This is a genomic window from Acinetobacter sp. NigerLNRRAM0016 (assembly GCF_054112845.1).
Genome location: NZ_JBSYVT010000058.1, coordinates 1 through 14,075, shown reverse-complemented (window position 1 = coordinate 14,075; position 14,075 = coordinate 1). Strand labels below are relative to the sequence as shown.

13 protein-coding genes and 1 pseudogene are annotated in these 14,075 nt (G+C 39.3%); 7 read left to right on the top strand and 7 right to left on the bottom strand.

Translation table 11 applies throughout. The features are described from left to right. The coding region (locus ACWQ4X_RS18640) for a heavy metal response regulator transcription factor (RefSeq protein WP_457904580.1) at positions 1 to 643 on the top strand (643 nt) is incomplete at its 5' end. After that, positions 636 to 2,036 (top strand): heavy metal sensor histidine kinase, encoded by a 1,401-nt coding sequence (locus tag ACWQ4X_RS18635; protein WP_243793588.1) that lies wholly within the window; start codon positions 636 to 638, stop codon positions 2,034 to 2,036. The genes ACWQ4X_RS18640 and ACWQ4X_RS18635, both read left to right, overlap by 8 nt. A gap of 38 nt (positions 2,037 to 2,074) precedes the next feature. Here the strand turns inward: ACWQ4X_RS18635 and ACWQ4X_RS18630 are convergent, their stop codons facing one another. The 7 genes and pseudogenes from ACWQ4X_RS18630 to ACWQ4X_RS18600 all read right to left on the bottom strand — a co-directional run bounded on the left by ACWQ4X_RS18630 (position 2,075) and on the right by ACWQ4X_RS18600 (position 8,824). Continuing rightward, positions 2,075 to 3,358, bottom strand: a complete 1,284-nt coding sequence (locus ACWQ4X_RS18630) for an MgtC/SapB family protein (protein WP_119690361.1) — start codon at positions 3,356 to 3,358, stop codon at positions 2,075 to 2,077. Further along, on the bottom strand, positions 3,355 to 5,730 hold the full coding sequence (locus ACWQ4X_RS18625; protein ID WP_004663996.1) for a heavy metal translocating P-type ATPase: 2,376 nt from the start codon (positions 5,728 to 5,730) through the stop codon (positions 3,355 to 3,357). Before ACWQ4X_RS18625 ends, ACWQ4X_RS18630 begins: the two co-directional genes overlap by 4 nt. A gap of 11 nt (positions 5,731 to 5,741) precedes the next feature. After that, the gene (locus tag ACWQ4X_RS18620; RefSeq protein WP_119690362.1) at positions 5,742 to 6,392 is read right to left on the bottom strand and encodes a methyltransferase family protein; all 651 of its coding nucleotides are present in this window, start codon (positions 6,390 to 6,392) and stop codon (positions 5,742 to 5,744) included. Between the two features lie 20 nt (positions 6,393 to 6,412). Continuing rightward, positions 6,413 to 6,661, bottom strand: a complete 249-nt coding sequence (locus tag ACWQ4X_RS18615) for a DUF2933 domain-containing protein (RefSeq protein ID WP_004695740.1) — start codon at positions 6,659 to 6,661, stop codon at positions 6,413 to 6,415. 26 nt (positions 6,662 to 6,687) lie between these two features. Beyond that, positions 6,688 to 7,041, bottom strand: a complete 354-nt coding sequence (locus ACWQ4X_RS18610; RefSeq protein ID WP_457904579.1) for a hypothetical protein — start codon at positions 7,039 to 7,041, stop codon at positions 6,688 to 6,690. A 604-nt stretch (positions 7,042 to 7,645) separates the two neighbouring features. Continuing rightward, positions 7,646 to 7,888, bottom strand: coding sequence for a DUF2789 family protein (locus tag ACWQ4X_RS18605; protein WP_004281876.1), 243 nt, complete (start codon positions 7,886 to 7,888; stop codon positions 7,646 to 7,648). 195 nt (positions 7,889 to 8,083) lie between these two features. Next, positions 8,084 to 8,824, bottom strand: a pseudogene (locus ACWQ4X_RS18600) (IS5 family transposase). A gap of 250 nt (positions 8,825 to 9,074) precedes the next feature. Between ACWQ4X_RS18600 and ACWQ4X_RS18595 the strand changes: the two are divergent. The 5 genes from ACWQ4X_RS18595 (at position 9,075) to ACWQ4X_RS18575 (ending at position 13,972) form a co-directional block, all read left to right on the top strand. After that, positions 9,075 to 9,455 (top strand): copper resistance CopC family protein, encoded by a 381-nt coding sequence (locus ACWQ4X_RS18595; protein ID WP_057061708.1) that lies wholly within the window; start codon positions 9,075 to 9,077, stop codon positions 9,453 to 9,455. A 64-nt stretch (positions 9,456 to 9,519) separates the two neighbouring features. Further along, positions 9,520 to 10,401 carry a copper resistance D family protein gene (locus ACWQ4X_RS18590; RefSeq protein WP_005100635.1) on the top strand — a complete coding sequence of 294 codons (882 nt, stop codon included), beginning with the start codon at positions 9,520 to 9,522 and terminating at the stop codon, positions 10,399 to 10,401. Between the two features lie 470 nt (positions 10,402 to 10,871). Next, a complete protein-coding gene (locus ACWQ4X_RS18585; RefSeq protein WP_004281879.1) occupies positions 10,872 to 11,066 on the top strand; it encodes a heavy-metal-associated domain-containing protein in 195 nt (64 codons plus the stop codon). Between the two features lie 178 nt (positions 11,067 to 11,244). Beyond that, entirely contained in the window at positions 11,245 to 13,722 is a 2,478-nt protein-coding gene (locus ACWQ4X_RS18580; protein WP_004281880.1) for a heavy metal translocating P-type ATPase, read from the top strand. Positions 13,723 to 13,846: 124 nt separating this feature from the next. Continuing rightward, entirely contained in the window at positions 13,847 to 13,972 is a 126-nt protein-coding gene (locus ACWQ4X_RS18575; RefSeq protein WP_094148905.1) for a YHYH domain-containing protein, read from the top strand. Positions 13,973 to 14,075: the final 103 nt, after the last annotated feature.

Genomic DNA, 14,075 nt, shown 5'->3' with positions numbered 1-14,075 from the left:
TGATTATCTCAAGCAAGGTTTATCCGAAGCTGGCTATATTACGGACTGGGTTACAGATGGGTTAACGGGTAAACATCAAGCTCTTTCTGAAGAGTATGACTTAATTATTTTAGACGTGATGTTACCTGGACTAAATGGTTGGAATATTATCAATGATATTCGTAGCAGCGGTAAAACAATGCCCATTCTTTTTCTTACCGCCCGAGATCAAATCGAAGATCGAGTAAAAGGATTAGAGCTAGGCGCTGATGATTATTTAGTTAAGCCTTTTGCTTTTGCAGAGCTTCTAGCTCGAATAAAAACGCTCCTTAGACGAGGGCAACAAAGAGAAGATAATAATATTATTAAGATTGCTGATTTAGAACTTGATTTGAGAAAACGTCGGGTAACACGAGCAGGTCAACGCATTGATTTAACGGCTAAAGAATTTGCTCTTATGGAGCTTTTTATGCGTAGAAGAGGTGAAATTCTACCAAGAGCACTTATTGCATCTCAAATTTGGGATATGAACTTTGATAGTGATACAAATGTAGTTGAAGTCGCTATTAAACGATTAAGAAATAAAGTAGATAGTAATTTTACCCCTAAGTTAATTCAGAATATTCGAGGAATGGGGTATGTATTAGAGGTAGAAGATGAATAATAAATTATTCAAATCTATCAGTTTTCGTATTGGTATTATTTTCTCATTATCGACTATATGCATTCTCATTATGATGGGGTTTTTCATCCATAAATTAGTGATGCATCATTTTGAAACGCAAGATCGTACCCAATTAGAAGGTAAGATCCAGCTTATTCAGAATCTTCTCCAACAGCATCCTAAAAATTCTCCAGAACTTGATCTTTATTTAAGAGATGCGTTAGTTGGACACCATGATCTTATGGTCCAAATAGAACGACCGACAGGTAAAGTTTTATTTAGTTCAGCATCCTCAATCATTAATACTCAAAATTTAATCAAGTCAGCAAATAATTCATGGATTAAATGGCAAGTTCAAAATAAGACCTATCGTGGCATGATCTACACTACAGGTATAAATAGAAATTCTGAAATACAATCTGTACGAATTATTGTTGGGATCGATACATCAGAACATCTACATTTTCTAAAAGATTTTAAGCGTCAACTTTTGTATATTGGTTTGGCTGGTACAATTTGTTTAATGTTTTTAGGTTGGTTTGCAACCTGGAGAGGTTTAAGACCAGTGCAAAAAATGGCTAAGGTCGCAGAAGGAATTTCTGCTCAACATCTTTCAGAACGTTTAGAAGTTGAGCATACACCAACCGAACTAAAATCATTGGCAATCGCCTTCAATGCTATGCTGGACAGACTAGAGTCAGCTTTAGAAAAACTTTCCGATTTTTCATCTGATTTAGCACATGAAATTAGAACACCGATTAATAATTTAATGACCCAAACTCAAGTATGTCTCGCCCGTAACCGAGATATTGCTACTTATCAAGAAATACTATTTTCTAATTTAGAAGAATTTGAACGTTTGGCTCGAATGGTGTCCGATATGCTTTTCTTGGCAAAAGCAGAACATGGCTTAAATTTACAGAACTTACAGAATATTGACCTCATTAAAGAAGTTACCGCTTTATTTGATTTCTATGACGCTCTAGCTGCCGAAAAAAATATGACACTTCAACAAACAGGATCTGGCAATGTAAAAGGTGATCCTGCTATGTTACGTCGCGCACTCAGCAACCTATTGTCTAATGCAGTTAAATATGGAAACAAGAATTCTACAATACAGATAAAACTTCAACAGAATTTAGATAACACAATATTTTCAATTGAAAATGAAGGCCCTGAACTCTCTCCTGAACAACTATCCAGATTATTTGATCGTTTTTATCGAACAGATGCGTCTAGACAAAGAACAGAAGAAGGAACCGGCTTAGGGCTTGCCATAACAAAATCTATTCTTGATATGCTTGGGGCGACCATCCAGGCTGAATCCCTCAATGGTCGAATCATTTTTACCATTGTTTTTCAAAGTGAATCCATGCAAGGGGAATCATTTTAACTCATTTTTTGAACATCTTCTATTTACCCGAGTTGACCTTACATAAAGCTCAAACTGAGAGCCAGAGCTACGCCAGCACCTATCATGGCAATTGTGTAGCCAAATATGATAGCTCGGCCAAACTGTGCCCCCCCTGTCATCCATGCAATTGTCGCTTTGCTTAACATGTTGCTCAGTGTGGCCAGCCCTAGCGCGACAGCAGCCACATTTGTTGTTAAGCCTTCAGTACTATGCAGGCGGGCAAGTGAGACTAAAATAGCATCTACGTCTGCTAGCCCAGAAATAGTCGATAATACGAAGATGCCGCTGGTGCCCAACCATTGTTTTGCTGCCGGGACCAAGACTGCCATGACAGCCAGGAAAGCAGCGAAGCTGAATGCTGTCCCAAGATCAAAAGGAGCCATTGCTTCTATTGTTCGATCGTTGTTTTCAGCGCTGGTAATTTGGCGTTGTCTCCACAATGCCATACCCAGCAGAAGGATTCCCGCAATCATCATTGCACCACCAAAAGTGCTTAGCAATGCTGGCTCAATGACGCCTATCAGCACAACCATACGAAAAAACATGATGCCACAGGCAGCCAATGTTCCAGAAATAGCAGCACTGACCATGACGGGGTGCTGGCGTGTATAGCGTGCCAGTGCGACAGTTGCAGCTGTAGAAGATGCCAAACCACCCAATAGACCTGTCCAGAATATGCCTCTTTCTGAACCGGTAAGCCGCATGGCAAAATGACCTGCCAGAGAGAGTCCGGCAATCAGGATCACTGCCCACCATAACTGGTAAGGATTTAATGCAGCAAAAGGTCCCAGACCCGTATTGGGTAAGTAGGGTAATATAACGACAGAAAGTACCAGCAACTGCAGGGATGCGGTTAATTCACGATGCTCTATCAAGCGTAACCAACTATGTAATTTTGGCTTGAGATCCAAAAACACAGCGACGATTACAGCCGCAGTTAATGCTAAAGTAACATTACCATGGGATGCATATGCGCCTAGAACTAATGTCAACAGCATCGCAATAATTGTGGTAGCACTTAAATTACCGGAAATTTTTGCGGTACGAGCATAGGACACTGTTAGTAATAAGGAAAGCCCTAATACGGCCGCAACTAGCGGCCAAGCTCCGAAGTTTGGTTGTAAATGACCGAGCACTCCTCCGAGCAATCCTGTCAATGTGAAGGTACGTAGACCTGCTACTCGGCTGCCTTCTGGCAGTTCTCGATCCTGCCATCCTCGTTCTAAACCAATGAGCAGGCCGATGGCGAGTGCTGCAACCAGCCCTGATACATCTGGTGGAAGAAAAGAACTCTCTATCATAACTTTTTATTTCGCAGGCGAAGGGCATTCGTGATGACTGAAGCTGAACTCAAACTCATAGCCAAGGCGGCAATCATCGGTGACAACAACCAACCGGTAAATGGATATAGTACGCCAGCCGCGATAGGGATACCCAAAGCATTGTAAAGGAAAGCAAACATGAGGTTCTGTTTCATGTTGCCGACAGTAGCTTCCGAAAGTGAACGGGCAACAGCAATCCCTCGTAAATCTCCCTTGACCAGCGTAACTTGGGCACTATTCATTGCAACATCAGTCCCGGTTCCCATAGCGATACCGACATCAGCTTTAGCCAAGGCTGGTGCATCATTGATGCCATCACCAGCCATAGCCACGATGCGACCTTCCTTCTGCAATTTGCTGACCAGTTCTAGTTTATCTGCGGGTTTGACTTCGCCATGTACCTCATCAATGCCTAGACGTGCTGCGACTGAACGGGCAGTGGTGAGACCATCTCCTGTTGCCATCACGATACGTAGACCCGCTTCCTTCAGGGTGGCAAGTGCTTCTGGGGTATTTTTTTTGATGGGATCGGATACTGCAAGCAGACCGGCCAATTCACCATTGATGGCTAGATGCATCACACTTGCACCTTCCGAACGCAGCTCTTCGGCTTGCGGAATCAGAGATTGTACCGAGATACCCAATTGCTCCATCAGTGCTGTGTTGCCCAAAGCTAACTGACGATCGCCCACTTGACCTCGAACACCAATCCCTGAGCCCGATTCAAAATTATCTGGTGTTTCAAGAGACAGGCCACGTTCGTGTGCTGCGTTTACAATCGCTTCGGCTAGCGGGTGTTCACTGCCTTGATCAAGACTGGCGGCTAAACGTAATACTTCAGATTCGTCAAAATCTGATGCGGCAACTACACGATCGAATACAGGGCGTCCTTCAGTTAACGTACCTGTTTTATCGATGATTAGTGTGTCAATCTTGCGTAGATTCTCAATGGCTGCTGCATCACGGAACAGCACACCATGAGTAGCACCTTGACCCGTCGCAACCATGATAGACATTGGAGTTGCCAAGCCTAGTGCACAAGGACAGGCAATAATGAGTACTGCCACAGCATTGATTAATGCATAAACCCAGCTTGATTCTTCTGGGCCGAATAGTCCCCATCCAAAGAAGGTAAGCAAGGCAATGGTCACTACAGCCATGACGAACCAACCTGCTACCTGATCAGCCATACGTTGCATTGGTGCTCTCGATCGTTGAGCTTGCGCCACCATCTGTACGATCTGGGATAACATGGTACTTGAACCAATTTTCTCTGAACGCATGATCAATGAACCATTGGTATTCAGGGTAGCTCCAATGACTTTATCGCCGATACGTTTAGTGATAGGTAAAGGTTCACCTGTCAGCATCGATTCATCCACTGAACTACTTCCTTCAGTGATTACACCATCCACAGGCACTTTTTCACCTGGGCGAATTCTGAGTAAATCTCCTACATGGACATGCGTTAGAGGAACATCTTCTTCAGTTCCATCAGGCAGGATTCGGCGAGCTGTTTTAGGAGCGAGCCCAAGGAGTGACTTAATTGCAGCAGAAGTTTGCGAACGTGCTTTTAACTCCAATATTTGTCCCAGTAGGGTCAATGAAATGATGACCGCTGAAGCTTCAAAGTAAACAGCGACACGACCCATGGAAATAAATGAGTCTGGGAAGATTTGCGGTGCAATGGTTGCGACCACACTATAAATAAATGCAGCTCCAGTGCCCAAACCAATCAGCGTCCACATGTTCGGGCTGCGATTCACAACCGATTGCCAACCCCGGGAAAAAAATGGCCAACCTGCCCAAAGTACAATTGGGAGTGACAACACCAGTTCAATCCAGCTCTGAACAGCCATATTGAACAGGTTCATTTGATGACCAAACATCGCCAAAAAAGTCACGATGATGGTCAATGGCAGTGTCCACCAGAAGCGTCGGCGGAAATCACGTAACTCCGGATTCTCATCTTCCTCTAATTCAGGAATGAGTGGCTCCAGTGTCATTCCGCATTTAGGACAGTTTCCAGGATGATCTTGCCTGATTTCTGGATGCATTGGGCATGTATAGATGGTCGTACCTGTTGTGCTTGCCGCATTAACGTGTTGAACAGTCTGATGATGCTGTGTATGTGCATCGGCAGTCGTCGTTGCGGGTTTAGCGATATATTGCACCGGGCTGCTATGAAACTTTGATTGACATTTATCACTGCAAAAAAAGTAAGTTTTCCCCTTAAATTCCTCATGGTATTTCGATTCTTCAGTGACGGTCATACCACAGACTGGGTCTTTCAGTACGTCTGTTGTAGCCTGTGCCATATGGTCCTGGTTATGATTTTTTTGATCTGACATAAATAATTCTCTTATGGAAAAGTGGTTTTATGGCCGAATTTTGGAATTAATCTCGGAGTCTGTTGAGCATAGCTGTCATAGACAGCGCCAAACTGTTTACTCATTTCAGCCTCTTCCTTAATTGCCAAGCGGCTGTACATTAAGAGTAGGATTGGAAACATAATCAGTGTCAGTAAAGTTGGCCATTGCAATAAAAAACCCAGCAAGATCATCACAAAAGCCACGTATTGTGGGTGACGTATACGTGCATAAGGGCCTGTGATCGCTAAAGAATGCTGACGTTGCGCGTTGTACAGCACGTGCCATGACGTTGATAACAGGTAAAATCCATAGCCCAAGAAAACGTAACTGGCGATATGCAAAATGCCAAAATGTGGATCACCTTTTTCACCTAATAGCGTTGACCACAAGTGACCTGCATTATGAGAAAGTAAGTCAAGTTGAGGGAAGCGAGTTTGAAGCCAACCAGATAACAGGTAAATGGTTAAAGGAAAACCATACATTTCGACAAATAGAGCAATGATAAAAGCCGAAAAGGCCCCAAATGTACGCCAATCGCGCGCAGTGGAAGGTCTAAAAAAACTGAAAGCGAACATGATAAAAACTGCTGAGTTAATGATAACCAGCGTCCATAAACCATAAGCCGATTCCGCATGATTCATGATGGATCTCCTGATAAGAGCTATTTTTTGTTATCAGATATATCGGATTTTTTTTGCTGCGAGTGGTTATGCCCATGACCACCATGCATAAAAATATGCATCAGTGGACACGCTAAAAGGAATAAATAAGGCAAAGCACCGATAACGTGGGCTAAATGTTCCGTTAATAGAAAATAAGCTGCGATACCACCCAGCACGATTAGACCAATGGCATAACGTGTAGACCAGAAGTTAGGTACTGAATTATTTTCTTGGTGTTGGTGATTCATGGTGCTTTCCCCTAATTCATGGGTAACTATTTAGTTGCTGACGGAGGCATACAGTCCATCATCATCTGCATCATGGATTGCATCATGTCCATACGTTTTTCCATCATCTGCTGACGGTCAGCCATAAGTTTCTGACGTTCTTGTGGGGTTTTTGCAGCCATCATCTTCTCATGCATGGCTTGCATCGCCTTCATGTGTTGATCCATTGCAGCCATTTTATCTGTAGCAGTGGTGCTGGTAACTGTTTGCTTAATTGTTACTGCAGATGGTGCTGTTTTTTCAGGGTGGTGATCTTTGTGTTCATCGGATTGCTGTGCAAATGTATTCAATGACGCGGCTGCGATACATAAGCCCAAAAAAATGTTTTTGAATTTCATCATAATTTTTTTCCTTTAAATAATTTGGAAGTAAAAGCTATGTTTTAGTACTGAACAGAGTCTAGGAATTTGACTACTAAACTGATGAAATTTTTGGTTATTCTCTGTCTCTCTTAAAAATTTTAGCACTATTAATTAATTATTTTTAAAAATGACAAAAATGTAATTTTGAGATCTTCTCGAAATATATAGTCTATGCTGAGATGACAAAAATTTTATTTAATATTAATCTTTTAAAACTATTAAAGTTGTTATGATTTTATGTGCTTAAAAAAATAAAAATGAAATGATTAGATGACTCCAAGGCTAGTTAGAGACACATTCTTAATGTAATTTACACTGTTATTCCTTTAAAGAAAAAATACAGTTGATCAAAATAGTTTTTTATAGAAAAAAGGGTGGATAATTTAATTATTAAACTTATTGGTATATTTATTAGATAGAAGGTAAAGAAGATTATTTTTAATATTAGGGTTTATAATCCAAATTTCAGAGTAAGGAATCTACTACTTATATAATAGAGATTCCATCTCCAAAACAGTACTACTGTATGAATGAGTTGTATTCAATGCAGGGAAGAATGTAGATCCTTAATACTAACGGAAAATTATTTTACTGAATTTTCATGTAAAGACTCATTTAATTGATCAATCACTGTCGTCCATTCACCATCAGAGTGTAGTTTTTCTTCTAAAAAATGACGTTGAGCATCAGTCCAAAAAATTGCTTGTGTTAAAAAAACATCTCCAGCTAGCTGATGGCTCTCTATGAATTTTGCAATTGCTTCTTCAGTAGAAGCTAAACCAAGCTGTTCAAATAATTTGGTCATTCTTGGACGTGTTTGAGTCATGTGCTTAGCCCACAAATTTATATTAGATCAAATTAAACATAACATGTTTATATTTAAACTAAAATATAAAAAATTAAATAGCTACTATTTTCTTAGACAAAATGATTACTACATTTCATAAATCAACCACCTACATAATTTGTTTGTTAAATGATCATTATTTTTCAATAAGATTATTTTAGGGTCTGTTGACATTTACTGTTCATAATTAACCCTATAAAGGTAGCCATAAAAATATACAGGCTAAAGCAACAGAACTTTGATAATTTCTTTTGAGCTTGTCATATCGAGTAGCTATTCCTCTAAATTGCTTTAATCTACAAAACATATTTTCAACTAAATGCCTGATTTTATATAAACACCAGTCCATATGGTCATTGTTCGATTGGCTATTCGTTTTCTTTGGTATATTCGCTTTAGTCCCTGTTTTCCTGATCTGTTCACGCAGTGGTTCTGAATCATAGCCTTTATCTGCACATACCACTTTTGTCTCTTTTAAATCTAATGTTGATATTAAATCAGGTGCAACTTTAACATCATGTGTGGTTCCATCGGTAATCATGAAATCAATAGGATTGCCATGTGCATCAACAATCAAATGTATTTTTGAGGAGTTTCCTCCTACACTTTTAGAAATAGATTGATTCGCTATACCGGCAGAATGTTGATGAGCACGTACATGAGAGCCATCAATAAAAATCCACTCCATATCGGGGCATGAGGCTAGTAATTTGAATAATCTAAGTAACTTACCGCTGCTTGACCAACGATTAAAACGTTTGAAAATAGAGTTTGAATGACCAAAACAAGAAGGAATATCTCGCCACGGACAGCCTGTTCTAATTCTATAGAGAATAGCTTCAATAAAATGGATAAATTACGCAGAATAACTTTCAACTTTTGCCAGTGTTGATCTGTCAGCATGGTACGAGGCATAGCGAATAGTAAAATTGGGTTTGGCGATTTGATTTTACTACTTCGCTATTTTTTTAAGCTAAAAGTGTCAACACACCCTAATAGTTAAAGATTTTAAATTTTAAAAATGACAAAAATGTAATTTTGAAGTCATCGCTCTGTTTCTGTCTCTCACTAATAATTGAAATATAAGAGGAGATGATGTGGTCTCATTAAATATAGATTTTATAAAGTCATCTCTAATGAACTAACGAATCAAGAGGAAACGTAAATGAAATTATTTCAAAATAAAATGACTGCTCTACGTAATGTTGTAGTAGCTGCAACGATGATTGTGGCTACTACAACTACGTTCGCTCATGTGAGTTTAGTGAGTGCGATTCCTGCGGAAAATGCATCTGTCCTTAGTCAACCAAAGAACTTGACCCTTAACTTTGGTGCAGAGGTTATGTTGATGAATATTAAGTTACTGGATGCTCAGCGAAGAGATGTTCCTTTAAAATATAAAGTTACTCATGACTTAAAGAAATCCTTTGATGTCGCTCTTCCGAAACTGAAAAAAGGTAAATATACCGTTGTCTGGACAACAATGGGGAAAGATGGCCACAACATGAATGGTGAATATAGTTTCACTATCAAATCAACTAAATAAGAATTGATTACCTTTCAACATGTCAGTGAGGTGCTGACATGTTGTTCTAGAATGGAGAAAAATAATGATTTCTGAATATTGGATGTGGGCCACTTGGTTAACTAAGGTTATTTTATATTTAAGTGTAGCTTTTGTCGTTGGTGGAGCCTTTTGCTATTTTTTACTTAGACAATATCTTGAACTAAAAGAATCGATTCTTAAATATATTACAATTGGCGCTGGATTAGGCCTAATTTCCAGTACCTTGGGATTTTTTATTCTGATTGGTAGTTTTGCCAATACTGGTATTACAGGTATGGTGGACCCCACGTATATTAATATATTGGTTAATACTCCGACGGGGTATATATACGTTCTTCGTTCTATTAGTTTTGCTCTTTTACTTCTTCTCATGGTGGTTAAACTTAACAGGAACAAAGGTCAGTTTTCTATAATTGAAAGTTCAATATTTTGTATTTTACTTATCCCGATTATTTTTAGTTTTTCCCAGCTCGGACATGTCGCTAATTTAACCTTACTTGCTCAAATTTTATTATCAATCCATATTCTAGTTATGTCGTTATGGATGGGGTCTTTATATCCGTTATGGAAAACCAGCCGGGAAATAAGTGGTTTACCTTTAAAAGATCGCATGCATGTATTTGGACGTATTGCTGCTTTCATTGTTGGGATATTAATCGCCTGTGGCGCTAGTGTAGCTCTTCTTTTAATTAAAGATTTTAATACCTTAATCAATACTGCATATGGCTATGGTTTCATGGTTAAAATGTTTTTTGTTATAAGTATTCTACTTTTAGCTGCCTTCAACAAATGGTATTTCACCCCGCGTCTTCAACATCCTAAATTCGCTAAACACCTTAGTCATGCCATTTTATTTGAGATGTTATTAGGTCTATCAATTCTATTAACAACAGGCTATATAACCACTGTCGTGGGTATTGAATAAGAGAATTTCAAAATAAGGGAATTGAGGAAATTTAACATTACTGCATTTATCTTTTGTAGCTGAGCAATAAAGTTTCTACTGGACTGTCAACTTACGACAATCAGAACAGTAAAATCGCATCATGAGGCATTATACATAAAGGTAGTCACTGGTTTTTTAGCTTATCTTCAACCCATAACGGTCTCATCTATTCAGTTCACTACCATTGATTGAAATAACTAATCTTATAAATTTCAGAGTGATCGTAGATGACAAAAATGTCATTTTAAAGTCACATTAATGTTGGTTAAGTACTTTTACTGTAGTCATTAGAACACTCTTCTTTGGAATACTCTGAAGAAAACTGTAAGGTTGTAAACAGACCAAGTTACAGCGAGTAACTGATTCAGAAAAAGGCTGGTTGTATGGTGAAAGTTTAGAGTTACTGTTCTAATGTTTTAAACAAATGTTTTGTTAAAAAGGAGCAACATATGAAATTTCACATCGCTAATATGACTTGTGGTGGTTGTGCACGCGGCATTACTACCGCAATTAAAGAGCTCGACTCGAATGCCTCACTCGATATTGATTTACAAAACCGTATTGTTGAAATCAACACAACGGTGAGTCAGGATCAAGTCATTGCCACTCTCAGTGAGCGTGGATTTACAGCTGATCCTGCTTAATCTCTGTTAGAGTAACAGTGGGAATTCCTTACCACTTTTACTCTCTCTTATTTTCCTCATCGTACAGATAAAACCTGTACTTGCTTGAAATAAAAGTAATCCCTGAATTCCCCCTAATCTTGGTTCGAGCTGATCTTCGCATATAGAACTCAGCATATCTAAATGATAGAGATCGTATATGAGTACCGAAATGACTGATACGCCACACTACAGTGAAACATTAGAGATTGAGGGGATGACATGTGCTTCTTGTGTAGGCCGTGTGGAAAAAGCTTTAAAATCTGTTGAAGGTGTTGAATCGGCTCATGTAAATCTGGCTACCGAAAAAGCAGTCATTTATGCGCATCAACCACTTGATCGCGCTACTTTAATTAAAGCCGTAGAAAAAGCAGGCTACGAAGTGGAAGCGCTGCAACCAATAGAGCTTACGATTGAGGGTATGTCATGTGCTTCTTGTGTAGGTCGAGTAGAAAAAGCCTTAAAATCTGTTGAGGGTGTGGAATCAGCACATGTAAATCTGGCTACTGAAAAAGCGACTATTCAGGCAAGCTCATCTGTCACTCGTGACTCGTTAATTCAGGCTGTCACCAAAGCAGGGTTTGAAGCAAAGTCAGTTCATCAAACTACGGAAAGCTTTCAAGATAAAAAAAATATTGAATTAGAAAAACTTAAAAAAGATTTAATTTTGTCAGTCTTATTGACTCTACCCGTTTTTATTTTAGAAATGGGATCACACCTGATTCCCGCCTTTCATACGTTTATGATGGATAACATTGGCCAACAAAATAGCTGGTTAATGCAATTTTTCTTGACCACAGTAGCATTAATTTTTCCAGGCCGACGCTTCTTCAAAAAGGGCATCCCAAGTTTATTCCGCTTAGCACCAGACATGAATTCCTTGGTGGCTGTAGGAACATTGGCTGCTTATCTTTATTCAGTGGTTGCTACTTTCTTTCCAAGTGTCCTGCCACAAGGCACGGTCAATGTTTATTATGAAGCTGCAGCGGTTATTATCACTTTAATTCTATTAGGTAGATTTTTTGAAGCCAAGGCAAAAGGCCGAACGTCTTTAGCAATTCAACATCTAGTTGGAATGCAGCCTAAAGTTGCCAGAATACAGCTCAATAATCAGGTGATAGAAGTTCCGATTGCCGAAGTTCAAACAGGAACGATTGTAGAGATTAGACCAGGTGAGCGTATCCCTGTCGATGGTGAAGTTATTCACGGCCAAAGTTTTATTGATGAATCCATGATTACTGGCGAGCCTATGCCCGTTGAAAAAACGATAGGCTCTACTGTGGTAGGAGGAACAATTAACCAAAGTGGCAGCTTAAATATCAAAGCCACCTCTGTTGGTAGTTCATCAGTGCTTTCTCAAATCATCCGAATGGTTGAACAGGCACAGGGTTCCAAGCTGCCTATTCAGGCATTGGTTGATAAAATTACCATGTGGTTTGTACCTGTAGTAATGGGTCTCTCTCTTTTAACTTTTATTACTTGGTTTATCTTCGGCCCTGAGCCCGCCCTAACGTTTAGCTTAGTTAATGCAGTTGCGGTACTCATTATTGCATGTCCTTGTGCAATGGGACTTGCAACGCCTACATCAATCATGGTGGGAACTGGGCGTGGTGCTGAAATGGGTGTTTTATTCCGTAAAGGGGAAGCTTTGCAGCTGCTCAAAGAAACTAAAGTGGTTGCTGTTGATAAAACAGGGACCCTGACTGAAGGGAAACCAATTTTAACCGATCTGCATGTCTTAGAAGGGTTTGAATACAATGCCGTACTTTCACTTATGGCAGCCGTTGAATCAAAGTCTGAGCATCCTATTGCTCGAGCAATTGTACAAGCCGCTATAGATAAGGAATTAATCCTGTCTCCTGTTGCTGATTTCAAGTCAGTCACGGGCTATGGAATAGAAGCAACGGTGTCTGAACATTTGGTTCATATTGGTGCAGATCGATATATGGAAAAACTAGGTTTGAATCCTAATGTTTTTTCTCAATTTTCGGATCGTTTGGGAGAAGAAGGAAAAACCCCTCTCTATGTTGCGATTGACCAGAAACTTGCTGCCATTATTGCTGTAGCAGATCCAATTAAAGAATCAACATTTGCTGCAATTGAAGCGTTACATCAGTTAGGTTTAAAGGTTGCCATGATTACAGGTGATAACCGTCATACAGCTCAAGCGATTGCAAAAAAACTAGGTATTGATGAGGTTATTGCAGAAGTCTTACCTGAAGGTAAAATAGAGGCCGTTAAAAAATTAAAAAATCAATATGGTAAACTCGCATATGTTGGAGATGGCATTAATGATGCCCCTGCACTTGCAGAAGCAGATATTGGTTTAGCAATAGGTACAGGTACAGACGTAGCTATTGAAGCTGCTGATGTGGTTTTGATGTCTGGCAACCTGAAAGGAGTGCCAAATGCTATCGCTTTAAGCAAAGCGACTATAACCAATATTCGTGAAAATTTATTTTGGGCATTTGTTTACAATGCAGCTCTGATTCCTATTGCAGCAGGTGTACTTTATCCGCAATTTGGACTGCTACTTTCTCCTGTATTTGCTGCTGGTGCAATGGCTCTCTCGTCAATATTTGTACTAGGAAATGCTTTACGATTAAAACGTTTTAAAGCCCCCCTTGCAATTATTTAACCATTTTTTATATACATTTAAAGTTTTGTTGGCTTTACTTTATATATTTGGAAATAGTCTAAGCCATGTTGGCTTTTATTAAATATCATACAGTTGATATTCTAATTATTTGAGAGGGATTAAGATGAAAAGAATTTTATTAATATGCTTTATAGGCATGTCATTTACCTATGCGAATGCTCATTCTGGGGGAACGAACTCACAGGGTTGTCATACTAACAGTAAAACTGGTGATTACCACTGTCATTAATAGGTGCGCACACAGTTTTTTTATTTAAAAGACTGTGCTTTAAAGTTATAAGTAGCGTTTAACTAAAGCTAAAAATTCATTCAGTTCTTTTTCCTTTATTTCC

What these genes read in the sequence shown, in the direction of transcription:
- ACWQ4X_RS18625 (WP_004663996.1), bottom strand. Translation starts at nt 5,730, where the DNA reads ATGTCAGATCAAAAAAATCATAACCAGGACCATATGGCACAGGCTACA.
- ACWQ4X_RS18630 (WP_119690361.1), bottom strand. Translation starts at nt 3,358, where the DNA reads ATGATAGAGAGTTCTTTTCTTCCACCAGATGTATCAGGGCTGGTTGCA.
- ACWQ4X_RS18585 (WP_004281879.1), top strand. Translation starts at nt 10,872, where the DNA reads ATGAAATTTCACATCGCTAATATGACTTGTGGTGGTTGTGCACGCGGC.
- ACWQ4X_RS18590 (WP_005100635.1), top strand. Translation starts at nt 9,520, where the DNA reads ATGATTTCTGAATATTGGATGTGGGCCACTTGGTTAACTAAGGTTATT.
- ACWQ4X_RS18620 (WP_119690362.1), bottom strand. Translation starts at nt 6,392, where the DNA reads ATGAATCATGCGGAATCGGCTTATGGTTTATGGACGCTGGTTATCATT.
- ACWQ4X_RS18580 (WP_004281880.1), top strand. Translation starts at nt 11,245, where the DNA reads ATGAGTACCGAAATGACTGATACGCCACACTACAGTGAAACATTAGAG.
- ACWQ4X_RS18605 (WP_004281876.1), bottom strand. Translation starts at nt 7,888, where the DNA reads ATGACTCAAACACGTCCAAGAATGACCAAATTATTTGAACAGCTTGGT.
- ACWQ4X_RS18635 (WP_243793588.1), top strand. Translation starts at nt 636, where the DNA reads ATGAATAATAAATTATTCAAATCTATCAGTTTTCGTATTGGTATTATT.
- ACWQ4X_RS18575 (WP_094148905.1), top strand. Translation starts at nt 13,847, where the DNA reads ATGAAAAGAATTTTATTAATATGCTTTATAGGCATGTCATTTACCTAT.
- ACWQ4X_RS18610 (WP_457904579.1), bottom strand. Translation starts at nt 7,041, where the DNA reads ATGATGAAATTCAAAAACATTTTTTTGGGCTTATGTATCGCAGCCGCG.
- ACWQ4X_RS18595 (WP_057061708.1), top strand. Translation starts at nt 9,075, where the DNA reads ATGAAATTATTTCAAAATAAAATGACTGCTCTACGTAATGTTGTAGTA.
- ACWQ4X_RS18615 (WP_004695740.1), bottom strand. Translation starts at nt 6,661, where the DNA reads ATGAATCACCAACACCAAGAAAATAATTCAGTACCTAACTTCTGGTCT.